Here is a 25,752-nt window from a genome sequence, read left to right as displayed (position 1 = left end):
TTCTCGCGAGGTGTAGAAGAGAGAGTGAGTTTGCTCTCTCTTCTTCTTTTTAGTCAGCGTTCAAGCGCAAGACCGTATGGAGCGAGGCGCGGATGATGGTGCTGACAGTCAGCAAGAGGACAAGCAGGCTGATCCCGAGTAGAGCCAGCAGAGGAAGCCAGATCTCAGGGGGAATGATGACTGAGATTGCCGCACCACTGTTGAGCATGCTGAAGAACTCCTTCGTTGTGCTGATGTTGGTGAAAGAGGCGTAATTGATTGCTGCCGGGAGCAGATAGGGCAGGGTGGTAAATGCCAGAAAGAGACCAACCACGAGGCCAAGCAGCACCCCTATGCTATAAAGGATGCCCTGTTCCCAGAGGAGCACACGGAGAAGCTGTCCTGGGGCTGTGCCCAGGGCCCGTAGCAGGGCAAAATGCGTCATGCGGGAGCGTGCCTGTTGTTGTGCGGCCTGCACATTCCCGAGAAATGCCAGCAGGAGCATTACCAGGGTTCCGAGCGACAGCAGGCTGATAACCTGGATATAGAGTGGATCTTTTTGCAGCGTTTCCAGTTCCGCTATGCGATCCTTTAGCGGAAAGAGCCGGGTTGGACCGTTGGATAGTCGAGTGCGAATTTCCTGTAGTATCTGCGGCGCATGATCCGTTTTGAGCCAGATGTGATTGATGCTCAGAGAACGGTTGTGCTGTCGGGCAAGGATGGCGGCCAGGCTATGAAAGTCGGTGAGCAGGCCATTAGCGGCTGTTGACGTGCCTGGCAGATCGTTCAGCTCTGGCAGGCGAGGGATGACTGCCAGAACGATACAGGGTAGGCCGGTTGCACTATCGAGCTTTAGCATAAAGGGTGTGCCGGGGGTCAGGTGGGTTCTGTCCTGAAACGCCTGATTGATGATAACCGGTAGAGGTGTGTTCCGGGCTCGCTCGGGGAGAATGCGCTGTGCCCGAAGCTGCTGGATCAGGCTTGTGCTGTCGGGAAGCTGAACGGTCTGTGCGAAGGTATCGGTATCAACGGCAAAGACGGTTATATCTGTTTGCTGTGCGTTGCCTGCTTCCTGTGAAGGGAATTCCTGTTTAAAGGCCAGCGAGACTGCCTGCACTCCGGGAATCTCGCGATAAGGTTGCCCGAGCTGTTGAAGAGAAGTCCCGAGAAGCGGATGCAGTTCAGTTGTACCGCTGAAATCGGCTCCCGTTGCTAGCATCGCCTGATGCTCAATGTAATGATGCTGCGATGCCGTGACGATCTGTCCAAAGAGGCTTAATGCTGTTACAACAGCCAGTAAGAGGCTCATACGCAGAAACGGGCCCGGTGAGCGTGCAATATGGGTCAACGCCAGCATATGTTCTGCTCCGCGCCCACGAATTGCCAGTCGTGAACCCCATCGAAGGAGAAAGGGATAGAGACGCAAAAAAAGGAGCAGGCAGCCCACAACCAGAAAATAGGGTGCGATCAAGGCCAGGGGCCTCCCGATCAGATAGTATGTGCCCGGATCAAGCACATTGCTGTGCAGAAGAGAGAATGTCATCCCATAGCCGCTCAGCGCCACAATGCCTGCAGACATATCCAGATGCAACCGCTGCCAGAGCGGCTTCTGTCTCGGACGGCTGGCAGTTTGACGCACCGTGAGCATATCACGGCTGGTTGCACGATAGAGCGTGAAGAACAGGGTTCCGAGCAGCAAACAGATCGTGATGAGGAGCCATCGAACTGGTATGAGAAACGTGCTGAGTGGGTTGGTCCAGACGGCGTCAAGCGGAGCGTTCTGACTCATCCCGAGCCGTATCAGCAGATCCGTGATCCCGAAGGAGAGCGGGACACCAAGCAGAAGTGTGAGCAGGATAAGGGGTGCGTTTTGTGTCCCGAAGATGATAAAGATCTGCCAGCGGCTGGCCCCCCGACTCCGAAGAAGGGCGATTGTTTCGGCCTTGTGCTCAACCTGCATCGTTACCGTGATAGCAAGAAAGATCAGGGCAAGGACCAGAAGCTGAAGCAGAAGAGCGGTGGTTGAAGGAATGGCCTGTTGCAGCCGGAGTGTATAGAGCAGCAGCAGACCGGGTGTTTGCGTGGTAGGCAGAAGCTTTCCGGCTGCCACTGCTGTACTGCGGGTAGGCAGATGGGTATAGGAACTTTCCTCCTCAGCGTTTAGAAAGCTCTGAAAGGTGGTGTAGACGTGCTCAGGGAGATGTGTCACACTGTGCTCAAATTGAGTGGTATTCTGGCTGGTAATCCGTTGAGGGTCAAGCCGATAATACCAGTTCAGTGAGAAGGATTCGGCGCTGAAGGTATTCTGTCCACATGCTGTGAAGAGCGCCTTTTCAAGCGCAAGGCGATCGGCGAGCAGAGGGTAATAGGACGGCTCTTCTTGCTGTGGTGGTGGGGTGAGGGCGAGGGGCTGATTATGCCAGAAGGCGTCATTTGGATCTGCGGTGAACAGTCCAACAACAGTTAGCCTGATGGGTTGGCTGGATACTGGTTGTGCGTTTTCTCTTTGGATAAGCTGAAAACGAAGCAGTAGTGTCTCTCCAATGTGCAGCCCGAGCTGTGCCGCTGTCTGCTTGTGGAGCGCGATTTCGATTCCCCGGGTGGTTTGACGAGGTAATCTTCCTTCGAAGAGCGTCAGATGGGGCGCTGCCTCGGTTATAGAGGTGCCAATGAGCTTGTATGGCGCACCGGATGCTCTTCTGCTGATAGCTGTCAGAAAGGGTGTGGGTGGCGTGGATGCCAGAAACGGGCTGATCCCTTGTGAGGCCTTTGAAACAAGGCCCTGAAGTTCCTGAGCTGTCCACTCATTTGTGTAGCGCTGCGTTTCGATTTGAATAGAGAGATAGGGGGTTTCAGGTTGTGCCTGAATCGCCTCCCGTAGAACTGCCAGTCGCATCACTTCGGTCAGAAGTGGTGCCACACAGGTGAGCACAATCGCGCAGAGCATTCCCAGACCCGTCAACGCGAGGGAATGCAGGGAAGGGCGGAGCTGCCACTTCGCGAGAATCAGGCTGGCCTTCATTTTCTCAAACCGCTTATTCTGTTGCATACTGTTTCTTCCTTTTCAATCTGCATTATATCGGAGCGTGGCGGGCATATCGGCTCGGGTGGTCAGTCGAAGCATCAACAACAGAGCCGCGATGTATAGCGGCACAAGTAGGGAGACAGAGAGCCAGAGCGTCGCGGGAAAGACAGGACGTGCTGGGAGCAGGTGTTGTAGCGTGAACAGATCTATGCGCGTGCTGGTGGGATCGAGCAAGATTGTCTGTGCCAGCGCCGGAGCGATGGTCCAGGCGAGGAAGAGCCCGAAGCTGAGTCCCGGAAGGAGCCCGGTGCCATATAAGAAGGTCTGTTCCCAGAGCAGCATAGCGGTTATCTGGCGTGTAGAGGTCCCTAGCGCTCGCAAAACAGAGAAATGCACAAGGCGGTTTTGGGCGCTCAGGCTGGCCGCGACCAGATTGCCGAAGAGCGCCAGCCCGAGTGCCAGTGGTGTGCCCAGTGCGAGCAAAGCCAGCAGGTTGAGGATCAATGGGTTGGTGTGCAGAGCGTTTTGAAGCGCAGTGCGATCATAGAGCGCGTCGAGCTGGAGCTGTGGGTTGCTTGTGAGCGCTCTACGGATGCGTGTCAGTGTCTCCGGGCGCTCCTCTGTGGCGAGCCAGACATAGTTTGGTTGTAAGGTGATGCCAGTTGCATAGCGAGTGTAGTCAACGAGCAGCCCGGCCTGTGTGGCATTGTCTCCGTCATTGAGGGGTGGGATGCGCTCAACAATGCCGGCCACGAAGAAGGTGCGTGTTTTGGAACTGGTGGTCAGCGTAAACGTATGGTGCAGGGTGAGTTGCAGGCTGCGCTGAAGCTGGCGGTCGACAATTGCTGGCAGAAATGGTCCCTGTTGCTGCTGAAGGAGCGATACAGGTTGCTCCAATGGCCAATGAACGGTAGGGAGAAATGTGTCCGTATCAATTGCCTGAAGCACGACTGATGGTGTGTTCAGATCCGAGGGTAGCGAGAGTTCTTCCCGATAGCCCACCGAGGCCACCTGTACTCCTGGGAGTGAGCGATAGAGTAGCGTAACGGCTTGCAGCGTCTCTGGTGTCGTCTGCGGATGATTTGCACACTGATTGCGCATTGCCTGCTCGCTGATGGGGCCGCTGATCGAGGAACTGCTGAGGTAGGCAGCGACGTCGTTACTGTGCCGGGTATGGGTCGCTGCAAATACCTGTGTAAAGATGCCGAGGGCGATAGCAAAGGCCAGCAACAGCGATGTTCTGACAAATCGCCCGGGGGCTCGGGCCAGTTGAGCCAGGGCCAGCGAAGGGATCGCGCCAGTGGCATGTTGGGCGAGCTGCGCACAGAAGCGCAGGACAAGGGGATACAGGCGCAACGCGAAGAGCAGGACTGCCAGCGCCAGAAAAATAGGGGTAAGCAGCGTCAGCGGAGTTGTCAGTAAGACATCTGCGGTGGAATTGGAGATGCCGACCGAGTGCAGATACTGCGAAATGAGGGTGATAATGAAGGCAAGCAGCCCGGCGACAATATCCAGATAGAGGGTCTGCCAGAGGGGGCGCTGTTTGGTACGACTGGTCTCGCGACGGAGCACCAGGATATCCAGCCGTAGCGAACGAGAACTGACCAGAAGCATGATCCCCATCGTGAGCAGAATCACGACAAGGTTATAAGGCGCGATCGTGAGCAGGGTATCTATTCCGAGACGCAACTGCGAGCTAAAGAGCCATTGTACAAGCGATCTGACCGCGAGCAGCGCAAGGAGCGGCCCAAGCAGTAGCGCCAGGATCGCGGGGCCACAGACCTGAAGCAGGAGCGTGCCGAAAAGCTGAAGCCGGGTTGCACCACGGCTGTGCAGCAGCGCGAGCGCCTCGTCCTGTTGCTCGAGTAACAGTTCAGTCATGATCGCCACAAAGAAGAGGATCAGCGCTGTTATCTGAACCGCGAGGACAAAAAGTGGGAGCTGCACTACTTGAAGTTGATCGCGGTAGATTGAGAGGGTGCCGGGCTTGCCTGCTGTGCCAAAGGCTGCCGAGCGTAGCTCACGTTGCTGAAGGAAAGGAGGCTTCTCGGTCAGGCTGCTGTCGCTGCTTTTCAGTTGTTCCCCGGTTATGTGATAGCGCGTCAAAAGTTCGTTGAGCTGTTCTGTATTCTCAAGGCGCTGGAGCACAACCGGATAACGCCAGTAGAGATGAATCGGCTCTGGAAGCGTCATTGTTCCTGATCGCGTCAGCGTATCGATCGCGTTAGCCAGCGCTGTATTCTCGGTCAATGCGGTCAGGGAGGTATCTGGCTGATAGGCGAACGTGGTATTTTGCCAATAGGGATCGCTTGCCGCAGGAAGAAAGATTCCGACGACGCGCAAGGTCAGTGTCGCTGGAGTGCCGACATGTGTGCCCGGCACTAGCAGCAGATAGCGCAAGGTCAGTGTCGCTCCAGGCCTGAGTTGAAGCTGAGTGGCAACAGACGGATGAAGCACGACTTCGAGTGCGTCCGCTGAGATGCGGGGAAGCCGACCCTCAAGAATCGTCAGGTGCGGCCTGGCCTGCTCTCCGGAGGCTCCTATCAGGCTCATGGTATACGGGTGCGACGTTGATGGTGCAAGTACTCTGGTACTGCTCGTTTCAAGTGAGAGCGTCGGGGGCACCGTAAGCCAATCCGTTAGATTGCGTTGAAGGGGTTGGGTCAGCTGTTGCTGGATCTGGGCCATCCGGGCCGCTGAGAGTGTTCCTGCGGTGGCATGCAGGGTAATGGTGGCCTCGGGCAACCCCAGCCGAAAAATAGTCTGTGTCAAGAGGGGGATCGCACAGATAACGAACGAGGCCGCGATCATTCCCAATCCTGTGATTGCCAGCAGTGGTCCTGTTTTCCGCAAACGCCACCCTGTGAGGACAAAAATTGCCGCCCATGTTGAAGCAAGAGGCCATTTAGATCTTTTCATTTATAAAATTCCTTATATGCGACAAAGAATGCTATTTATTACAGGTAATAAAAAGGATGAACAATGTGAAAGAATACCGAAAGGCAACTACAAGTCTACCTTGATGATAGATATATGTCAATTTCTTATGCAAGAGCAGTATTCTTTCCAGAAATTCAGCGAGGGAAGGTATCTCGGAGAGCCATAGAAGAAGCAGCATGATTTTCATGAAAAGGAGGATAGAAATGCTTAAATTTTGTATACTAGTTATATATGTCGACCTTGCAGCGATGTATGAGTGTGTAGTTGTTCGCTGAAAAAGTGCATCGTGCTGGAACATCTTCTTCTGCGGAGACGTAATAAAGAAAAGTGATTACTCCGTAGCTAGGTTAAGGCTCTTATGAAGGCGAATGACGGAAATGTATGGAGAGGGGAGGAGCGTGTATTGTCATATGCCGCTGAAATACATACTTGACAAAGGAAGTGAGTCGATGAGCCAGCTAGAAGAAAAGCCCTTCACGAAGTTGTCGTTGGAAATCAAAACCGAGATAGATCGTGAAGAGTGGAATGGCTTCTTACAGGAACATCCACAGGGTCACCTGCTTCAGTCATATGAGTGGGGAGAGCTGTTGCGTTATCTGGGCGCGAAAGTATATCGTCTGGCTGCTATTCAGGACGGGTGCATGATCGGTGCTATGATGCTCTCTCTTTCTGATGTGCCGCTTCCCGGCTTGCGCCTGAAATGGCTGTATTGTTGTCGTGGGCCTGCCGTTGATGCGCCTGATTCGCCTGCTTTAAAAGCGTTGATTGAAGAGGCCCATGCCATTGCGAGTCGAGAGCGAGCCCTTATTTTGCGTCTTGAGCCTAACATTACCGAAGATGATCCTCAGTATGAGCGCTGGCTTGATGCTTTTCGCTCTCTGGGTTTTAAGATCAATCCGATTGCTGTTCATGGGCGGAGTAGCTGGCATCTCGATATCCGGCCTGCACTCCCGATACTTCGTTCGGCGTTCCGTAAGACATGGAGACATAATATTCAAAAGGCCGAGCGTATGGGCGCGGTCGTACGCGTGGCACAGAGCGAAGAGGACTTCGAGACGTATTATCGACTACTGCAACTGACGAGCAAACGTGATGACTTCTTTATTCATGATAAAGACTATCATCGAGAGATCCTGCGTCAGTTCTCTGAGAACGGCAATGCTGCTCTGTTGATCGCTGAATATCAGGGGGAACCGGTTGCCGCAAAACTGTTGATTCGGTATGGTCACTGTTGCTGGGATATGTTTGCCGGCATGACAGATGATCGAACCGACCTGCCGAAATCGCATATTCTGCAATACCATGCGCTTCTGTGGGCAAAGGAGCAGGGCTGCACCCTCTTTGATTTCCGTACCATTCCTGACAATCCACGCGAAGGGTCAGAGATGTGGGGAGTCTATCACTTCAAGAAGGGCTTTGGCGGCTTCCCTGCTCACTATCTCTGGACGCAAGATTACATCTATCGTCCTGTACTATATCGGCTCTGGCGGGAGGCAGTGGCTTTGCGCCGCACGCTTCGTCGACGCAAACATACACACTAGCACCAGAAGAAGAGAGGCTGCAAAGCCTCTCTTCTTTCTGTTATGCTTGTTCATGTAGCAGGCGGGGCAGGCCAAGCGCCAGCGCTATCTGTAACATACAGATTCCCAGAATGTAGCACAGCATTGTGATTGAGAAGGCAGTGGTATAATGCTGTTCTCCGAGTAGGCTGAAAAAGATAACCCCGATCACCGCAATACCCAGAGCAGGCCCAACCTGTTGCGCCGTGCTGATCGAGCCTGAGGCGGCCCCGGCGGCATCATCGCCCGCGACAGTCAGAATAAAGCCCGGCAGAGGCGTGGCAACCAGCGCATTGCCGAAGCCCAGTATAGCAAGTGGAAGCATAGTGAGAAGCGTTGGTTTTGTCGTCATACTGACCACCACAAAGGTCACGACCGTTCCCAAGGCTGCTATAAGGATGCCCAGATGCAGGATACGAGTGCCGAGTTTCGGCGTCAGGCGGCTGGTTGCCAGAGAACCAACAGTATAGGCGATCGCCATAGGCGTAAAGGCCAGCCCCGCTTCAAAGGGGCTGAAGTGATGCCCGCTCTGAAGATAGAGGGCCAGAATAAAGAAAAAGGCGCTGCCGAGAGCTGTTTCCAGTAACAGGATCAGGATGCTCCGTGTAAAGACGGTGTTGCGGAACAGGGAGAGATCCAGCAGCGGGGATCCAAGCATCTGGGTGCGCCGTTGCTCATAGCGCAGAAAGAGCCAGCCTGCAGGCAGACAGGCCACCAGACAGAGCAAGGTCCACCACGGCCAGCCCATTTCACGCCCCTCGACAAGCGGAAACGCAAGCAGGAAAAGGGTTCCTGTTGCCAGCAGGACGCCCGGCCCATCCACGCGGGTTGCTGTGGTTGAGCGCGACTCACGCAGCAGAAAAGGAGCCGCGAGCGCTGCAAGAAGCCCGATAGGCACATTGACGAAGAAGATGGGTCGCCAACCCAGACCCCCGATATTTGCACCAAGTAGCAGGCCCCCGAGTAATTGCCCTCCAATCGCGGCGGCTCCCAGAACTGCTCCGATAATTCCGAGCGCTATTCCCTGTTCTTTCTCGGGAAAGGTGACCTTCAGCAACGAGAATACCTGCGGAAACATCAGCGCGGCAGTGATTCCTTCCAGAATACGCGCGATAATCAGGACAAGCGTATCAGGGGCGATCCCACAGAGAAATGAGGTGAGCGTAAAGCCCCAGACCCCGTAAAGAAAGAGGCGCTTTCGCCCGTAGATATCGCCGAGGCGCCCGCCTGTCACGACGAGCACCCCATAGGCCAGAACGTAGCCCGCGATGACCCATTGCAGGCCCGCTGCATCCATATGCAACTCGCGTTGTAGCGCGGGCTCGGCCACAAAGACAATGAAGTCGTCGAGCGTTGTCATAAAGGCGGCCAATACGAGCACAACCAGCGCAAGCCAGCGTGTCCGGGCTGCCATCTGCTGAGGAACTTCTACTGTTGTCATGCGTGCAATCCTTTTTGCTCGGAGCCGGTAATCAGACTGATGATCTCGTTCTGGTTTGTTTCCTGGATGAGCCGCTCCCCTACCTTGCGCCCCTGACGCAGCACGATGACGCGATCGGCGACCTCGAAGACATCCTGCATATTATGGCTGATCAGCAGGATGGGGGTGCCGCGTTCGCGTAGCGTTCTGATCAGTTGGAGCACTTTCCGCTGTTCCGGGACGCCCAGGGCTGCTGTTGGCTCGTCCATGATGAGCAGACGGGCGTTCCAGTAGATAGTGCGAGCAATCGCGATTGCCTGCCGCTGGCCTCCGGAGAGCTCACGTATGGGGCGGGTCAGATCCGGGATCTGGATATCAAGCTGTTCAAGCAAGGTGTGGGCCTCGCTCTGCATCAGCTTGCGGTCGAGCTCTTTGAACAGGCCCAGGCGACGTTTCAAGGGCTCGCGTCCCAGAAAGAGATTTGAACTGGCATCCAGATTTTCACAGAGCGCCAGATCCTGATAAATGGTCTCAATACCCGCCTTACGGGCGTCCATCGGCGTTGAGAAATGAACCGGTGTCGAAGCAATGCTGATAGTACCCTGATCGGGCCGATAGACGCCGGAGATCATTTTGATGAGGGTTGATTTGCCGGCCCCGTTGTCTCCAAGCAGGCCGACAACCTCACCGGGATAGATAGTCAGGCTTACCTGATTGACGGCGATCAGGCCCCCGAAATGCTTTGAGAGGCCATCGAGTTGCAATACAGGCTCTTTCTCGGGCATGGATAACCTCCTCAGGCTCTGGTGCGCATGCGGTCAACAAAGACGGCAATGATGATAACAACGCCTACCGCGATAAACTGCCAGAATGGGTCGATTCCCAGAATGATCAGGCCATTTTGAATCACACTGATAATCAGCGTACCGATGAGCGTGCCGATAATGGTTCCCTCGCCACCGAACAAGGAAGCGCCACCAATTGCCACCGCCGCGATGGAGTCAATCAGCAGGGGATCACCAGCCTCAGCGGCACCACTGGAAAAGCGGAACACATAGAGAACGCCAGCCGTCGCGGCCAGACAGGAGGAGAGAATATACACGAGCACGGTGTGGCGGGCGACCGGGATGCCTGCACGTCGAGCGGCCTCTTTGTTGCCGCCAATCGCATAGGTATGTTGACCGAAGCGGGTGCGGGTAAGCAACCAGTGGCAGAAGAGCACCAGGAGCAGGCTGAGGATCAATGGCATCGTAAAGAGGCCAACCACGTTGCTCATCTGCACGGCAGTCAAGCCCTGTGGCGGCTGAAAGAAGGTGATTGCTCCAGTGGGCTGAATATAGAGCAGGTTATTATTGCCGATGCGCCCGATATCCTGCAAGGGAATGCTGATCGGCAGGCCATTCTCGATGATAAAGCCGGCTCCTCGTGCAATGCCATACATACCAAGCGTGACGATAAAGGGAGGCACAGAGAGACGTGTGATCAGGACGCCGTTCAGCAGGCCAGGCAGAACACCTACCGCCAGGCCAACCAGGAAGGCGATCACCACAACCAGCGGCAGGGGCAGCCGTGGAGCGAGGGCAATGATAATCTGTGCCACAATCACGGAAGCCATGCCAGTCGTATAGCCTACGGAGATATCCAGGCCGCCCAGAATAATCACAAAGGTCTGGCCGAGTGCCATGAGCAGCATGAAAGACATATCAGCAAAAATATTCTGGATATTCGTAATGCTGAGGAAGCCGTTGCCGCTGATAGAAAAGAACAGGAAGAGAACACACAGAAATATCCATGACCATGCTTTGCTGAGGTCTTTCCAGGATAGCTCCCGGCGGTTACGAGTTTTAACGCTGACCATACTTGCTCCTTTGTTTGACAGAAGAGAGACGTGATCGTACTGATCTCGCCTCTCTTACTGCACATGTTCTGATGGTCGTAATTGGTTTAGTAGATCGCATTCTGGGATTCGGGGGTATCAACGTTGGTCTTATCGATAACCACGAAGTCAGTCTGCACGTTTTTCTGAAGCGAGCTGTCGCCGTTCAAGGCCTTGATCGCGTACTGCACACCGATTTTGCCCATTTCGCGGGGCTTCTGGCCGATGATAAAGTCGATGATCCCGTTGCGGAGATCGGTCACGCCCTGCTGTGACGAGTCGAAGTGGATAATCTTAATGGCATTGCTCTTGTTGGCATTTTTCACCGCGGCGGCTGCGCCTTCAGAACTGAAGGCTGTGGTGCCGAAGATACCAGCGATATCAGGGTGTGCCTGGAGCACTGCCGAGGTTTGCTGTGTTGCTTTATCCATGCTGCCCTCGTCATAGCTGGTGGAGACGATGGTGACCGCGCCATTCGTGGCTGCAATGGCCTCCTTAAAGCCCTTCTCGCGCTGGTCGGTTGAGCTTGTGCCGGGCTTATTACTCTGGATGTACACCTTGCCTTTGCCCCCGATCGCTTTGATCATCACCTCACCGGCAATCTTGCCGCCTTTGGTGTTGTCGGAGCCAATATAGGTGATAGGAAACTTGACCGAGCCATTGGCGTAGTCGCCATCGCCCAGAACGGTATCAACGGTAATGACGGTGATGCCAGCATCGTGCGCCTTCTGGAGCGGCGCTACCAGCGCCTGATTGTCACAGGGAGAAATAATAATGGCGTTTACCTTCCTGGCAATCAGGGCCTCAACAATTTTGGTCTGCTCGACCGGGTCCCACTGTTTGGGGGCCTGATAGGTCAGATCCATGCCTTGCGCCTTTGCTTCTTCCTCCGCCCCTTTTTTAATCATCTCATAGAACGGGACGCCCGCCATACCGCCTACGACCGCCAGAGCGTACTTTTTTGAGGAAGACGTATTTTGATTGTTGTTATTGTTTGAGGCGTTGGTTGAGTTGTTGGCGGAGCAGGCAACCAGGGCCGCACCACCAGCAACAGTAGCGATGCTGACAAGAAATGTGCGCCTGTTTAGCGCGTTCGAAAGGTCCAGGGGTTTGTTTGTTTTGCTCATGAATAAACTCCTTTAATGCACAGAAAATAGAGAAAGAGTGAATGTGTTTATGCAACACAAGAGAAATGTCTTATTTGCCAACGACGGTGCGCAACTGGTTCACCACCTGCTCTAGCTGGTCAGCGGCGTCGGTTGCTGAGGTCGCTCCCATCACGAGCTGATCGGCGACCTGGGTTGAAACCTTGACAGCCGAGGTCAGCTTTTTGTTGTTTTCCGTCTGAAGCCGGATGGCCTTTTCCGCGTAGCGAGTTGCGTTCATAAGCTGCTGCAAAGCTTTGCGGGTTGTAACACCGTCCAGGTTTTCCCAGTGCTGTTCTAGTCTGGTGCCGACCTCGCTTGCCTGCTTGATAGCGGTGTTGGCAGCGTCGGTATAGTATTGAAGTGATTGCAGACCGACGTTACAGGAATCAATCACCCAGGACTGCTGGGTCGCGGCCTTCTGCTCTTTTTCCGCTAGCTGCTTCAGAGATTCGCTGCTCTTACGCAAATTGTTGACCGATGCCAGGATCGGGAACGTGACGCGTTGGGCCAGCAGAACACCGATGATTGTGGCTGAAATGGTGAGTATACAGGCGATAATGATGGTGCTGAGAAGCTGTTCATCAGCGACCGCGGTAGCGGTTTTCAGCGGCGTTACCACGACATAGGTCCAGGGGACGGTATATGTTGTCTGGCGCGCGGCCTGATGGACCTCCTTCTGTCCGGGAGGCGTAAATTGTAACGTGACAGGTGGGTTGACCTGCTTATAGAGCTGTTCAAGCTCGGGAATGTCAAGCACGTCAACAGCATTCTCTGCCCCTTTACCGTAAAGATCACCAGCGCCGATCAGACTGCGTGTTTTCTCCGAGAGCGGCATCACGGCTTGAAAAAGATGCTGCGAGTGCACACCACTGAATGGGTCCGGGTTGGGGCTACTATGGGCAATAATGACGCCGTTCTGATCAAGAATAAAGGCATAGCTGCCGCTTCCATTCGTTCCCTGCTCTTTATTCACCAGATCCCAGATATAGTGAATGTCGAACGTGGTGCGTAAGATACCAACCTGCACATAATCTGTGGTTGTAATAGGCGTATAGATATCAATATAGGCTTCCTTTGTGATCGGGCTATAAAACACGCCAGAGACAAGGGTCTTCTTGGCTGATGGTGGCGGCTGATTGGCGCCGCTACTCTGTTGCTGTCCATCTGGCTGCATCTGCTTTAAATCTGCCGGGAGAATGTAATACTGCCCATGTGGCAGGGGCGAGGCTGGATAAGAGAGTTTGGGCATTCCTTGCAGGTCAAGCAGTGTCCAGTTCTCATAGTAGCTGCCGCGTCCATGACCGGTTTCAAGGCTGTCCAGTGCGCGTTGTTTGGTCGTTTCACTTGCGCTGCCATTCTTTTGTAGCTCTTCCATAAAGGTATGGAGAGGAGCCAGGCGGCTGAGCGCTTCGGCGGCGAGGATGCGTTCGGCAAAGAAGTTGTCAATTAGCTCTGTATGGATTTTCGCGTCGGTCTCTATTTCGCGATTCGCCTGGGCGATTGCGGTCGGACGCGTGACAAGCGTAATGATACCGATACTGAAGAGTAGCGGTGTGATGGCGACAATCACCAGAAGCAAGGCAACTTTAAGCGAAAGCGAGAGCGAGCGTCGGGTGTGTGTCCGATGGACTGGCTGTAACATGAGGCTCCCTTCTACGGATGTGCTATCGCTGAATGAGCCCGAGGGTTTCCAGTTGTCCGAGCATCTGGTGAACTTCCTCGGGTGAGCGCCGGACCAGGACGGCTAGCTCAGAGATGGTTCGTTGAGCGTCAAGTAACAGGAAGAGACGGCGATGCGTACGAGAAAGGCCGTATTGTTCAATAATCTGAAGGGCTTCTGCTGGATGTTTAATTCTGCGAATACCAGACCACGTCGGAGAGCCCTGTACAGAGGGGGTGGCAGGTGGTAGAGCCCGCTGCCTGCTGGTTTGACGAGGAGGAAGGGGGCCACTCATACGAAAAAGGGTGGGGCTTGTCTCGGGTGGGATGCCGGGAGAAAAGGAGAAGAAGCAATTTTTCCAGGTGCTGAGCCACCGGAGTGCTTCCGCTGTTCCCAGATTGCCCAGTGTAGCCCGGGTAATCTGCCCGTTGACAAAAGTAATGACCCCTACTTCTTTTTTCATTGTATCTTCTCGTTTCACAATAAGTACCCCGGATTTCCGTCCTAACTGTAGCGTATCTATCACGCTCCCCAGATCATCGGTCTGGGTTTCATTTGGTTCAAACATTCGTCTAGTGCTCCCATCCAGCGTATAACTCTAGTGATGCTTGTAGTACGCCTGAGAAGCTGCCGGGTGGCCTTTCCTTCGTATTCTACCTCTATATCTGTCGTCAAGGTGACCGGTTGAATGTATCTCCCATTTGCATAGCGCTACTTCTGCACGTGAACACAGGTGCTCGTTCCCATGAAGAAGAACTCCGGGGGTGAGACACCCCGTAGAGAAGACGGGCGTATACAGAGAAATGACAGGTAGAACAGGTAGATTGAAATTCCGGAGCAATATAGTAAAAAATAAGGTGATCTTGCCAGCGAAAGTAGAAAAATAAATTGAGTTAAAATATATTGCCCGGGTATTACTATCTATTCATGTATACACCCGAAAAAAAGTATTATCTTTATTTACCTTCCCGGGCAATATTATAACAAATAAAGGCAGGCAAGTCCATATAAGTACTTCTTATTTGTAGGTAGGAAAGTGGCATAGAAGCTATGGAAGATGCTAGAAGAACGATATATACTATCCTTGGTTTTGAATTTAAAAACGGGAGAAATTTCTGAAAATTATAGATAGGGGGCGGGATAGCTACAGAGGTAAAAAGGCTGTGGAAGGGAATCCACAGCCCGTATTTCTTCTGTAATATGACAGCGTTATTGATTTATTTCCGGCTCTTTGCAGATAACTGCCTGTGCTTCTTCTGTCTCTACATTCTCCCGATCGATGATGACAAAACCGGTTGAAATACGTTCGGGAATAGTACTTTCTTCTCCTTTCACTGCTTTTACCGCGCATTTTACCGCGAGTTGGCCCATATCAAATGGGCGCTGCGCGATCACAACATCTGCGACTCCGGCACGAAGCTCATCAATGCCCTGTTCTGAAGCATCGAAGCGCACAACTCTGATGTCCTGCGCCCGGTTTGTGGCTCTAAGAGCACGGGCAACACCTTTCGAGCTATAATCTCCAGTGCTCATAATGGCCGCAAGGTCCGGGTGGCGTTGGAGCATGGCTGTGGCCTGCTCACACGCGACATCAATCGAGCCGCCATCATACTCGATGCCGAGCAGTTCGATATCGCTTGTGCGCAGGATCTCAATGCAGCCCTCCTCGCGCTGATCAGTTGCGCTGACGCCCGGGTGCAGGCTCTGGATATAGACCTTTGGTTTGGTCTGACCATTGAGCAGACGCAGCAACAGCTCGCCGGCGAGCCTACCCCCGGCGGTATTGTCGGAGCCAATAAATGTCAGGGGAAAACCATTGGTAGAGGTGCCATCGCCGATGTGGGCATCAACGGTTAGCACCTTGATTCCGGCTTCGTGGGCCCGGCGCAAGGGTTCAACCAGTGCCTGACTATCGCAGGGAGTGACAATCAGCGCGTCAACGTGACGCTCAATAAACGAATCGATCAGTGGGATCTGTAAGGATGCATCCCAGTCGGCGGGTGCATCAACAAGCAGTGCGACGTTCTGACGGGCGGCTTCGGTCTCAGCCCCTTTCTGGATCGTGAGAAAAAAGGGTGTGCGCAGACCAAGTAGCAGCCCGATTGTACAGGTGTCCATCGGGTTTCCCTTTCATAAAAAAAAGCTAGATTGTATCGGGAAAAGGGGGTAAAAATGCGTTAATGCATTCTTACAAGGACGGGGGAAGGTATAGGTTCTTCGCAATTTTACCTGAAGAAGCGTGAGAAAACAAGGGAAACAGGACAAAAAAAAGAGACCAACCGGCGATTGACCTCTTGACGGGCGGAGGAGGTGGGATTCGAACCCACGAGGGCTATTCACCCTACACGATTTCCAGTCGTGCTCACTAGACCACTATGAGACTCCTCCACGCAAGCGGAGAGGGCGGGATTCGAACCCGCGAGGGCTGTTCACCCTACCGCTTTTCGAGAGCGGCACATTCGACCACTCTGACACCTCTCCGCCGTGAAGTATAGCATAACTTCCGCATTCTGACAAGCACTAATTTTCGTTTAATTCACCCTGCTCGTACAACCAGCGGGCGAATTGAATATGGCTGTCTTCCTCCATGCGCTGGCGCACTTCTGGATTGCTATAGAAACCCTCTTTCATATCGATGAGGCGAATAGCTTCACCCCAGGAAAAACCGCTGTCCAGCAATGCTTTTAACTGTGTATGCTCTTTGTACAGTGCCAGTTGTGTGGTCTCTGTCTGGTCTGTCTCACTGGTGTGCAGCGTTTGTTCTGGCTGCTCCGAATCTCCTGGCTGATAGGGTAGATTGTGCATTCCTGTTTCTCTCCTTAGGATCTTGAAAGATAATAGCGTTTCAGTGCATATGGAAGGGATTGGTTATCTACTTATATCGACCTCTTTGCCAAAATGTATAGTTCTCTTTTCTTCGGGACTTCTGTATGTAGAAGAAGGGACCAGAGTCAATAGGTATTGCCTGTAATTCCAAACTACACTGTAGGTACGTCAAGGAGCGAGACGAAAAGAGGAGGGCGGTGAGTTGTATTTTGCAGGTGAAAGGAGCGTAGAGTAATTAGTATGAGGGTCGGGGTGAAAACTTCTGTTGATGATATCTGGACACAATATATGAATACTCGCCGTCCAGAACTGCGCGAAGAGCTGATTGCACATTATGCTCCCCTTGCTCGTTTTGTTGTTGGTCGTCTGGGTATTCCTCCTTCCAGCCTACTCGATACTGAAGACCTCATTGGCTATGGTATGATTGGCCTGATAAACGCAATTGACCGCTATGATCCATCACGAGGAGTGCGCTTTGAATCCTTTGCGACACCCCGGATTCGAGGCGCGGTCATTGATCAGATCAGACAGTTGAACTGGTTACCACGTTCTGCTGTTTCGCGCATGCGGCAGGTCGAGGACACGCTAGCAACGCTGGAACAACGTTTGCAGCGTCCGGCGACTGAGACGGAAGCCGCGGAGGCAATGGGCGTTTCCATCGATCAGTATCGACAGATGTTGCTGGATATGAGCGCAACCGTGCTCTCGCTTGATGCCCCCCTGGGATCAATGGCACAGGAAGACGATGCGACCTCCCTGAGCGATTTGCTGGAAGATGAGCAGACGACAGGGCCCGCGGAGCAAGTTGAGCAGCATGAGCTTGTTACAGTGCTGGCAGAGGCGATCGAGCGCTTGCCGGAACGGGAACAGCTATTGCTCTCTCTGTACTACAAAGAGGAGCTGACTATGAAGGAAATCAGCCGGATCATGAACGTTTCCGAGTCTCGTATCTGCCAGCTTCGGATGCAGGCCATCATGCATTTGCGGGCCTCTATGCAGACCTATCAGACCGGAGAAGCGAAGGCTCGTAAAACACCCAGAAAAAAGGCGGAGGCCGGTCAGCGCCGTGGCCGTGGTCGTCCACGACGGAAAAGCACGACCGAAGAAAAATCCACTGATTGAACTGACCGGATTCTTTTTCAGTGACCTATGTCTAACAAAAATTCACGCGCTGCCGATTGTAATGTGTAGGATGTTGAGGGCCTGTCGGAGGCTCTCATTCGGGAGGTCAAGAGATGAAAAGCAATGCGGCGCGTAAACCTCTGTTTTTTGAACAAGCGCAGCATAGGGAGAGAAATAAAGTGCAAGGCCAGACATTTCAACCGGGAAATCAGATGAACTACGAGCCAGTACCACATTCTCGCTGGTACTATGATCTACCAACTGTTGAGAGCTTAATTGCCTGGGAGCAAGATCGAGCCATTTTGGTCGACAAATTACGTGCCCAAATCGAAGCAGGTACGTATACTGTAGAGAGTACGGTTGTTGCCAATTGTATACTTAAAAATGAAACCTGTTTCAGGTAGGTTGGTGTACGTTTTCGGAAGAGAGAATGTATTCTATCTTCCTTGTACAGAGGGAGAGACTGACCGCGGATTGTCTGATAGTCATAGGGGATCAAAAATGCACTATCAGACGTCATAATAGGTGTGGTCTGTAACTCTTGATGGTATGCCAGGTTTTTTGTCTACTGGTGCGGTTACGCTGAAAGATGCTCCTTTAGGCGTTTGTCGCAGCGCAGGGACGCTTGAAATGTGCTTCAAAATGATGAAGGTGAAGGGAGCTTTGCATGCTTGTATTGCGACGTAAAGTTGGCGAAAGCATTGTGCTGGCTGGAGTAATTAACATTTCTGTATTGGCTGTTGAAGGCGAGCGGGTAAAGATCGGCATTAGCGCACCCCCAGATGTCTCGATTGTGCGCGAAGAGTTGCTCCGCTCTGTTCCAGAGACGTCTTCGGTACAGAACACGTCTCCGGTACAGCATCGGTGAGCAATCGTGGATATGCCATGTATTGCCTGTGTGAATACATAGCATCTACAGATAGTGCAGGGTAAAACCCGAGGGCGGCATATACTGCCGCCCTTTTTTCTGCTTACTCAGTTGGTGCTTCAACCTGATGACCATTTGCCTCCACTTTGACGTTTCCTTTTCCTGCCATTTCGGCAATAAAGGACTCGGTCATTTCGCGAGCCACGTCATCGGAGTGTTGAACGGGAGGCGATTTCATCAGGTACGCGCTCGGTCCCTCAAGCGTGCCGCTTATTCCGTTATCGAGGGCCAGTTTCGCCATGCGCACGGCATCGATCACCACACCTGCGGAGTTCGGCGAATCCCAGACCTCAAGCTTGAGCTCAACATTGAGCGGAACATCCCCAAAGGTTCGGCCTTCAAGGCGGATATAGGCCCATTTGCGGTCACTGAGCCACTCCACATAGTCTGAAGGGCCGATGTGCACGTTCTCTTCGCCCAGTTCATAATCAAGCTGGCTGGTCACCGCGTTGGTTTTGCTGATCTTCTTGGACTCAAGGCGGTCGCGTTCCAGCATGTTGTAGAAGTCGGTGTTGCCGCCGACGTTGAGCTGCATGGTGCGTTCCAGCTTGACGCCGCGCTCACGGAAGAGTCGGGCCAGCTTGCGGTGAACGATGGTTGCGCCTACCTGGCTCTTGATATCATCTCCAATCATCGGGAGGCCGGCTTCTTTGAAGCGGTTCTGCCAGTATTGTTCGCGAGCAATAAAAACGGGGACACAGTTGACGAAGGCGACCTTTGCCTGTAGCAGTTGTTCAACATACCACTTGGTGGCATTCTCGGAGCCGACAGGCAAATAGTTGATGACGACATCGGTTCCGGTATCTTTGAGGATTTGCACGATGTTGTCGGTCGGGCCTGGGGCTTTGGTAATGATTTGTGAAAGATATTTACCCAGACCATCGTGTGTCATTCCTCGATAAACGCGGGCGTTCAGGTAGGGGACATCAGCAAACTTGTAGGTATTGTTGGGGGCGCTGAAAATAGCCTCGCTCAGATCCTTGCCGACTTTGTTCTGATCGATATCAAAGGCAGCGGTGAACTCAATATCCCGAATATGATACCCTCCCAGGTTGACATGCATCAGTCCCGGGATGAAATCGTCCTCGCTGGCGTTCTGGTAGTATTGCACTCCCTGCACCAGTGAACTGGCACAGTTGCCAACGCCGATAATTGCAACACGAACTTTTTTCTTCGACACTTCTCTTTTTTCTCCTTTTCTCCGTGCTTCTTCTGGCTGCGCATTGTCGCTTTCAGGGGGAAAAGACTCACTCGCAGAATGCAGCCCGGCACGGACTCTACAACATCTTAACCTTTTTGCCGGGGTAAAATATTCCACCTGCATGCTTTCTGTTCTGGTTTCATCCCGCTATATCGCCTGGTGATGAGCGGCTTGCGTATACTACTCCCTGGTTGAAGCTTTGTTTGAAGCAGGATACGCATCTGTTTCGTGGTACTAGATAGTTGGTTGAAGATATTATGCTTGCGCTTCACAAAGCATTTGTAAGGTTTATAGGATTTATCAAATCCTGTGGTAAAGGCAAGGAAGCGCTCCCTTATTTTGTGGTAGAGGAGATCGTGTTTCTATGTTGCTTGTAAGAGCTCCTATGCGAATCAGTTTCGGAGGTGGAGGGACGGATCTAGAAGCGTACTATGGCCGCTTTGGTGGCGTGGTGATCAGCACTGCTATTAATAAATACTTTTATACTATTATTGAAGCTGCAGCTACAGATGAATTACAAATAATCTCAGCCGATTATCGCTCTCTCTTTCGTCATGCGCCTTTTGATGCCCTTTCCTGGGATGGTGATCTTGCGTTGCCGAAAGCGGTCTGTCACCACTTTGGTATACGTGGTGGTCTGAATCTCTTTCTGGCGGGCGAAGTGCCCCCGGGGACAGGGCTTGGTTCGTCAAGCTCTGCGGCTGTGGCGCTGGTGCGCGCGTTCTCAACCCTGTTGGAGCTGCCAATGAGCAAACAGCAGGTTGCTGAACTGGCATCCTCTATCGAGATCGAAAAAATGGGGATGCCAATTGGCAAGCAAGATCAGTATGCCTCCGCCTTTGGTGGCCTGAATAAAATCTCCTTTACTGCCGATGGGGTCACCGTGACCCCCTTACAGATTGCCCGTGAAACCTATTGGACGCTGGAAAGGCGCCTGTTGCTTTTCTTTACGGGCCGTTCCCGGCTGTCAACCTCTATCCTGAAACAGCAGCGTACATCGACTGAACAGAATGATGTGATGGTGTTGCAGGCACTGCATCATATCAAAGAAGGGGCGCTGCAAATGCAGGAGTGTCTGGAATCTGGGGATCTTGAACGCTTTGCTCGCCTGCTCCATTATGCGTGGCAGGAGAAGCGTTGCCTTGCACCTGGCCTGTCTTCAAGCTTTATTGATGAATGTTACGAACTGGCGCTTCAGCGTGGAGCGCTTGGCGGAAAGATTACCGGTGCCGGTGGTGGTGGCTTTCTGCTGCTCTATTGCCCGGAAGAGGCTCAAGAGGCGGTCACGCTGGCTCTTGAGCAGCAGGGCTTGCAGCGAATGAATTTCCGGTTTGATCGGCAGGGGGCAGCGGTAATACTCAACGTTTCGTCTGGTTACGATCATCTGCGGGTTCAGCCCTATGAACACGAGTAAGCGGGCTGTTGTTGTTCGCGGAGCGTTGTGAGTTTGTCTAAGGGGGAAACATGTTGCATTCAACTGTAGCATACTTTCATGATGTTGAGCGCATGGTTCGTTCTATCTCGTTGCCGCAATTGCAAAATGTCCTGGATATCCTTGAAGATGCATATTACAAAGAAAAACGCATCTTTATTATGGGCAATGGTGGCAGCGCGGCAACCGCTTCCCATCTCGCGCTTGATCTGGCAAAGAATACGATTATGCCGGGTGCCCCACGCGTGAAAGCGATCTCACTGACAGACCATGTTCCCTTACTCACGGCCTGGAGCAACGATACCGCTTATGAGCATGTCTTTGCGGAGCAACTGGCAAATCTGGTCGAGCCGGGAGATGTCACGATCCTGATCAGCACCAGCGGCAATTCTGTGAACGTTATCCGGGCAGCTGAACTGGCGAAAGAATATCAGGCGGCGACCATTGCCCTGCTCGGGGCGCGGGGCGGCAAGCTGCGCCGTATGGTTGATGCCTATGTTCTGGCTCCGGGACGAAATATTGAGCAAGAAGAGGATGCTCATATGATCCTTGCGCATGTGATCACCCGGCATATGCGCGGTGTGGTGCGTTCCTATGCGCTTGAACAGGCGGAAGCGGCGGCCGTGATTGGAGAGCGGTAGCCCTGCGCCATCAGAGCTACCGCAATGCCTCAGTGCTGTTGAAAGTATGCGAGTGTTTTCTTGACGCCCTCTGCAAAAGAGACTTCGGGTTTCCAGCCAAGCAGCCGCTCTGCCTTGCCACAACTGAACTCGGCCATATAGAGGTCTCCCGGGCGTTTGGGGGCGCGGACAATCTCCGGTTCATAGCCGGTCAGATCTGCCAGGGTACGATAGATCTGGTTGACGGAGACGGCGTTTCCTGTGCCGATGCAGAACACATCGTTATCCCCGCGATTCAACGCCTGAATGTTTGCTCTGGCGACGTCCTCGACAAAGACGTAATCTTTGCGCTGCTCTCCATCCCAGTCAATGCGCACTGCTTCATGAGCAAGGAAGCGTTTCGCAAAGATTGCGATCACACCAGCCTCGCCGTTCGGGTCCTGACGTGGCCCATAGACGTTCCCGTAGCGCAGAATGGTATAGGTCAGGCCGTGTGCCTGCTGCCAGTACCGCAAATAATGTTCGGAGACCATTTTTGTGATCCCGTAAGGGGATTCTGGCCGCTGGAGTACATCCTCATCCAGAGGCAGACGGGCAGGAGTCCCATAGGTCGCGCCAGAAGATGCGAAGATAATCTTGCGAGTTTGGACGCGGGTGCAGTTTTCCAGCACGTTGAGCAGGCCCATGACATTGACCTGTGCATCCAGCCTGGGATCACGCGTGGAGACTGCAACGCTATGCTGTGCCGCGTGATGGCAGACGATTTCTGGTTGTACCTCGCTGAAGATGCGTGTAAGGGCCTCTTCATCGCGAATATCTGCATTGTAGAATGTCGCTTTGGGGTGAATGTTGTCCTTCTTCCCGCCGCCCTCATTCCACATGTTATCTATGATTGCGACCTCGTGTCCAGCCGCAATATAGTGGTCTACGATATGTGAGCCGATAAAGCCAGCCCCGCCAGTAACAAGAATTCTCATCAGCAGCCCTTTCTTTTGCAGGTTATTCCGGGCGGTCGCGTTGTGCCACGAGCGTTTATTTGCTCAGTTGACCGCTAAACAAACACGCAAACATCGCCCCCTTGCATTATAGAAAGAAATTCGGGCAAGTTCAACTTTACTGACGAATTGCCAGGCTTTCCTTCTGTGAGCATGATGTTCAGGACATTTTTTCCAGTGCTGCTTGAAGCTCCTGTGGACTGGCAAGAACCGGATAAATCTGCATGCCTGTCTCCTTCTTAAGCCGGTCAAGCGCCTGGCTGTTCTGTGGGTCCGACATTGCGACCGTCAGGGTATTGCGCTCACGACCAAGAGGGAAGCAGTGAAGCTCCTGTGCCAGTTTCGGGCTGATGACTCCCTTGAGGCGGCGCGGAAACTGGCGCGGAAGCAGGGAGAGATAGGGTATCCCGAGCTTGCGTGCAAGGCGAGAGAGCTCTTCCGGTTCGTGCGCTGCTGGACCGTTGTCGCTCTGGTGAATCAAGGCGCTTTGTTGCTGCATACCAGCGGTAATCAGACATTCTCTTCCACTGGGGTCAGGGAGCGGGTACGCACTGTGGCCGATACTGACATGCAGGGGTTGGCTGATATCCTGTTCGGCAGTATGATGAATACGCCAGAGCAGCGTATCCCAGAGGCGTTCCTGCACAAGCTGGCCGCCCTGACGGTTGGCTCCGAGCAGGAGAAAATGAAATTGCTGCTGCCGCATCAGCACGATATCTGTTTTGCGGACGCGTAAACGCAGGTGTGAAAGATAGTAATGGCAACTTCTTTCACGTGTTGCAGCAGGAATAGTGTCCTGAAAACGAAGTGAAATGGTTACCAGGGCTGTAGAGGGTGAGAGTTGCGAAATGCTACCCTCTATCATCCTGGCAATCTCTGGCACTGTTTCCACCATTCTGTAGTGATGTTCCTGTACCTCTAACGCTCCACCCGGTGCTGAGATTGCCTCCTGGCGCATAACTCGTCTCCTTGTATATCGAAAAAGTTGTATCCTTGAGATGTTGTGGAAAGTATAGCGCAACACACTGGAATTCGAGTCTTGACCCGGTTGCAGTCCTGTTAAGTCTTGTAATTTATGGTTAAGATCAATTCATTTCTTGTTTCAATGCGTGATGCGCTATCAGTGCCTGTAACGGTTCCATCAATGCATCTATGGTAAAAATGGCTTGATCTGCTTTCTGCATCATATCAAGTAAAAGAGTCATCACCATCTCGTCGTCTTCCGCGAGTACTGCCTGAAAGTCTGCCAGAATATCGCCATAGATCGCACAGGTGCTCTCAAGAAGTTCACGAAAAAGGCTGTCCAGACGATCCAAACCGGGAGGCATTGATTGAAGGTGGAAGGCATAGGTGCTCAGGGTACCACGGTAGCTTTTCCAGCTCTTAATGTGGGTACTGACGATGGCGAAGGCTCGACGCCATTGCTCTTGAATTTCGGGCTGCCAGCGGCTTTCTGGGGGCGATTGGAAGCGTTCAGAGCCGGGGCTGATCCCCTGTTCTTCTCTGACGTGTGAGGTGTCGGCGGTGGCATCCAGCGAGTCAATCATCCCGTTGATTGCGCTATTGAGGAGCTGAAAGAGTGTGGCAAGGCGTTCAAGCTGGCGTTGACCCACCAGCAGGTTACTCCATATTTTGCGTTTGCGTTTGAGCTCTTCGCTTCCTCGCACGGGCAGGTGCATACTCTGAATGGTGGTCGTGACTCTGGGCAGGATGTCCTGATAGAGTTTCGAGGTACTGAGAAAAATATGATGCAGGCTGACCTTGAAAAGCTGGATATCGGCGGCAAAGACACGCTGTTCGCAGTGTATCTCAAGCCGCCTGAGCATGGTTGCTAACCAGCGCTGTTCAGATCCGCTACCGGGTTGGAGCCGCCGTTCTGTGATGGCGCTCTCAGGGGTGCTGTTGTGATTCACGTCTTTTTCCCTTCTCTCCCTCATCCACAAAAACACAACAACTCTTATTCTCCATTGTACCGGACCTGCTGAATTGTCAGGTATAAGCATGCTGATCTAGAGCAGCGGTATGAGCGTTTCCCTCACTTTGGTGCGGGTAGTGCCAAGCGCCGTCAAAATGTTTTCCAGAGGGCCCTGCTCATCACGCAACATTGCCAGCAGGAGGTGTTCAGGACTGATAAGCTCTTCGTCTCGGGTTTGAGCCTCTTTATGCGCAATGAGCAGATACGCTGAGAGCAGAACAGAGATGCCGGGATGGGTGCTATCTGGCTCCTGTTCCGGTTCCTTTTGTTCAATAATCGAGCGAGCCTTGTCGATGGTGACTCCTTGCTTCTGAAGCGCCTGCGCTGCTGGTGAACTGCCCTCGTGAAGCAGACCAAGCAGCAATAATTCAGGGGTGAGGAGCAATTGCTTTAAGCGGGCAAGTTCGCCACCTGCGAACGTGAGTGCTGAGATAGAAAGTGGACTCAGTTGCCCATAGGGGATATCCTGTGGAAAGATCGTGAACGTCACTCCTGAGCTGAAGATCTGCTGCCTGATGGTTTCTTCTCTGGCATGCAGCGTTGAGGATGATCCAACTAGCTGTATTGTTGTGGTACGCAGGTCTTCCAGAGAGAGGCCCTGGCTTTTCAACACGCCGCCTGCGATGCCTTCGCCCTCACGCATCAGGGCGAGCAGGAGGTGTTCGGTGCCGATATAACGGTGATTCATCCGCCGGGCTTCATCGACGGCCAGTTCTATGACCTTTTTGGCGCGTGGTGTCAGGCCGATCGCACCAAGCACAATACGATCACCGCGTCCGATAATGAATTCGATTTCATGCCGAATCTTCTCAAGAGCGATACCACGAGCGAGGAGTACTTTTGTTGCTACGTTCTCTGGATTACGTAGCAGACCGAGCAGGAGATGTTCGGTGCCAATGTAATTGTGTGAGAACTTCTATGCCTCTTCTTGCGCATAGGAAAGCACTTTGCGAGCTTGTTCTGTAAATTTGTCAAAGCGGTCACGATCCATATTCTTTCCCCTTCTCTGATAGGCAGAAATACTCTAACATCTAGTACGTGAACTG

Annotated in this window: 21 protein-coding genes, 2 tRNA genes and 1 pseudogene; 6 read left to right on the top strand and 18 right to left on the bottom strand. The window is 53.0% G+C overall.

All coding sequences use genetic code 11. The annotated features are described in order from the left end of the window. Nucleotides 1-49: 49 nt before the first annotated feature. Complete coding sequence (locus tag EI42_RS04650; protein WP_111319272.1) at nt 50-3,028, bottom strand: FtsX-like permease family protein; 2,979 nt, start codon at nt 3,026-3,028, stop codon at nt 50-52. Between the two features lie 15 nt (nt 3,029-3,043). Further along, a complete protein-coding gene (locus EI42_RS04645) occupies nt 3,044-5,923 on the bottom strand; it encodes an FtsX-like permease family protein (protein ID WP_111319270.1) in 2,880 nt (959 codons plus the stop codon). A gap of 470 nt (nt 5,924-6,393) precedes the next feature. On the opposite strand from EI42_RS04645, the gene EI42_RS04635 reads away from it, so the two are divergent. Further along, complete coding sequence (locus tag EI42_RS04635; protein ID WP_170142349.1) at nt 6,394-7,485, top strand: lipid II:glycine glycyltransferase FemX; 1,092 nt, start codon at nt 6,394-6,396, stop codon at nt 7,483-7,485. A 40-nt stretch (nt 7,486-7,525) separates the two neighbouring features. On the opposite strand, the gene EI42_RS04630 is transcribed toward EI42_RS04635, so the two are convergent. The 10 genes from EI42_RS04630 to EI42_RS04585 all read right to left on the bottom strand — a co-directional run bounded on the left by EI42_RS04630 (nt 7,526) and on the right by EI42_RS04585 (nt 16,412). Beyond that, on the bottom strand, nt 7,526-8,944 hold the full coding sequence (locus EI42_RS04630) for an MFS transporter (protein WP_111319264.1): 1,419 nt from the start codon (nt 8,942-8,944) through the stop codon (nt 7,526-7,528). Then, nucleotides 8,941-9,708 (bottom strand): ATP-binding cassette domain-containing protein, encoded by a 768-nt coding sequence (locus EI42_RS04625; RefSeq protein WP_111319262.1) that lies wholly within the window; start codon nt 9,706-9,708, stop codon nt 8,941-8,943. Before EI42_RS04625 ends, EI42_RS04630 begins: the two co-directional genes overlap by 4 nt. Before the next feature lie 11 nt (nt 9,709-9,719). After that, the gene (locus EI42_RS04620) at nt 9,720-10,781 is read right to left on the bottom strand and encodes an ABC transporter permease (protein WP_111319260.1); all 1,062 of its coding nucleotides are present in this window, start codon (nt 10,779-10,781) and stop codon (nt 9,720-9,722) included. 86 nt (nt 10,782-10,867) lie between these two features. Then, nucleotides 10,868-11,926: an ABC transporter substrate-binding protein gene (locus tag EI42_RS04615; protein WP_111319258.1), complete on the bottom strand. Its 1,059-nt coding sequence runs from the start codon at nt 11,924-11,926 to the stop codon at nt 10,868-10,870. A 70-nt stretch (nt 11,927-11,996) separates the two neighbouring features. Further along, a complete protein-coding gene (locus EI42_RS04610) occupies nt 11,997-13,589 on the bottom strand; it encodes a cache domain-containing protein (protein ID WP_111319256.1) in 1,593 nt (530 codons plus the stop codon). A gap of 22 nt (nt 13,590-13,611) precedes the next feature. Beyond that, a complete protein-coding gene (locus tag EI42_RS04605) occupies nt 13,612-14,175 on the bottom strand; it encodes a DUF4388 domain-containing protein (RefSeq protein WP_111319254.1) in 564 nt (187 codons plus the stop codon). 641 nt (nt 14,176-14,816) lie between these two features. After that, a complete protein-coding gene (locus EI42_RS04600; RefSeq protein WP_111319252.1) occupies nt 14,817-15,725 on the bottom strand; it encodes an ABC transporter substrate-binding protein in 909 nt (302 codons plus the stop codon). A 184-nt stretch (nt 15,726-15,909) separates the two neighbouring features. After that, nucleotides 15,910-15,995, bottom strand: a tRNA-Ser gene (locus EI42_RS04595). A 7-nt stretch (nt 15,996-16,002) separates the two neighbouring features. Beyond that, nucleotides 16,003-16,088 (bottom strand) — tRNA-Ser (locus tag EI42_RS04590). 39 nt (nt 16,089-16,127) lie between these two features. Then, a complete protein-coding gene (locus EI42_RS04585; protein WP_111319250.1) occupies nt 16,128-16,412 on the bottom strand; it encodes a hypothetical protein in 285 nt (94 codons plus the stop codon). Between the two features lie 309 nt (nt 16,413-16,721). On the opposite strand from EI42_RS04585, the gene EI42_RS04580 reads away from it, so the two are divergent. From EI42_RS04580 to EI42_RS04570, 3 genes are all read left to right on the top strand, one after another. Next, nucleotides 16,722-17,555, top strand: a complete 834-nt coding sequence (locus EI42_RS04580) for a FliA/WhiG family RNA polymerase sigma factor (protein WP_170142348.1) — start codon at nt 16,722-16,724, stop codon at nt 17,553-17,555. A 113-nt stretch (nt 17,556-17,668) separates the two neighbouring features. Next, nucleotides 17,669-17,959: a flagellar biosynthesis anti-sigma factor FlgM gene (locus EI42_RS04575; RefSeq protein WP_111319246.1), complete on the top strand. Its 291-nt coding sequence runs from the start codon at nt 17,669-17,671 to the stop codon at nt 17,957-17,959. A gap of 263 nt (nt 17,960-18,222) precedes the next feature. Continuing rightward, nucleotides 18,223-18,423 carry a carbon storage regulator gene (locus EI42_RS04570; protein ID WP_111319244.1) on the top strand — a complete coding sequence of 67 codons (201 nt, stop codon included), beginning with the start codon at nt 18,223-18,225 and terminating at the stop codon, nt 18,421-18,423. Nucleotides 18,424-18,526: 103 nt separating this feature from the next. Here the strand turns inward: EI42_RS04570 and EI42_RS04565 are convergent, their stop codons facing one another. Beyond that, the gene (locus EI42_RS04565; RefSeq protein ID WP_246046321.1) at nt 18,527-19,663 is read right to left on the bottom strand and encodes an inositol-3-phosphate synthase; all 1,137 of its coding nucleotides are present in this window, start codon (nt 19,661-19,663) and stop codon (nt 18,527-18,529) included. 385 nt (nt 19,664-20,048) lie between these two features. Here EI42_RS04565 and EI42_RS04560 point away from each other — a divergent pair, with 385 nt between their 5' ends. Further along, nucleotides 20,049-21,098 (top strand): GHMP family kinase ATP-binding protein, encoded by a 1,050-nt coding sequence (locus EI42_RS04560; RefSeq protein WP_111319240.1) that lies wholly within the window; start codon nt 20,049-20,051, stop codon nt 21,096-21,098. Nucleotides 21,099-21,148: 50 nt separating this feature from the next. Next, a complete protein-coding gene (locus tag EI42_RS04555) occupies nt 21,149-21,757 on the top strand; it encodes a D-sedoheptulose-7-phosphate isomerase (RefSeq protein ID WP_111319238.1) in 609 nt (202 codons plus the stop codon). Between the two features lie 29 nt (nt 21,758-21,786). Here the strand turns inward: EI42_RS04555 and EI42_RS04550 are convergent, their stop codons facing one another. From EI42_RS04550 to EI42_RS34620, 5 genes and pseudogenes are all read right to left on the bottom strand, one after another. After that, nucleotides 21,787-22,713: a GDP-mannose 4,6-dehydratase gene (locus EI42_RS04550; RefSeq protein WP_111319236.1), complete on the bottom strand. Its 927-nt coding sequence runs from the start codon at nt 22,711-22,713 to the stop codon at nt 21,787-21,789. Between the two features lie 178 nt (nt 22,714-22,891). Then, complete coding sequence (locus tag EI42_RS04545) at nt 22,892-23,689, bottom strand: GspE/PulE/PilB domain-containing protein (RefSeq protein WP_111319234.1); 798 nt, start codon at nt 23,687-23,689, stop codon at nt 22,892-22,894. Between the two features lie 127 nt (nt 23,690-23,816). After that, nucleotides 23,817-24,644, bottom strand: coding sequence for a hypothetical protein (locus EI42_RS04540; RefSeq protein WP_111319232.1), 828 nt, complete (start codon nt 24,642-24,644; stop codon nt 23,817-23,819). A 96-nt stretch (nt 24,645-24,740) separates the two neighbouring features. Continuing rightward, nucleotides 24,741-25,196, bottom strand: a complete 456-nt coding sequence (locus EI42_RS34625) for a Clp protease N-terminal domain-containing protein (protein ID WP_487248050.1) — start codon at nt 25,194-25,196, stop codon at nt 24,741-24,743. A gap of 81 nt (nt 25,197-25,277) precedes the next feature. After that, nucleotides 25,278-25,697: pseudogene (locus EI42_RS34620) on the bottom strand (Clp protease N-terminal domain-containing protein); the annotation flags it as partial. Between the last annotated feature and the right edge of the window lie 55 nt (nt 25,698-25,752).

Origin of the sequence: Thermosporothrix hazakensis, assembly GCF_003253565.1 — a bacterium.
Taxonomy (GTDB): domain Bacteria; phylum Chloroflexota; class Ktedonobacteria; order Ktedonobacterales; family Ktedonobacteraceae; genus Thermosporothrix; species Thermosporothrix hazakensis.
This window is presented reverse-complemented; position numbering and strand designations above follow the sequence as displayed.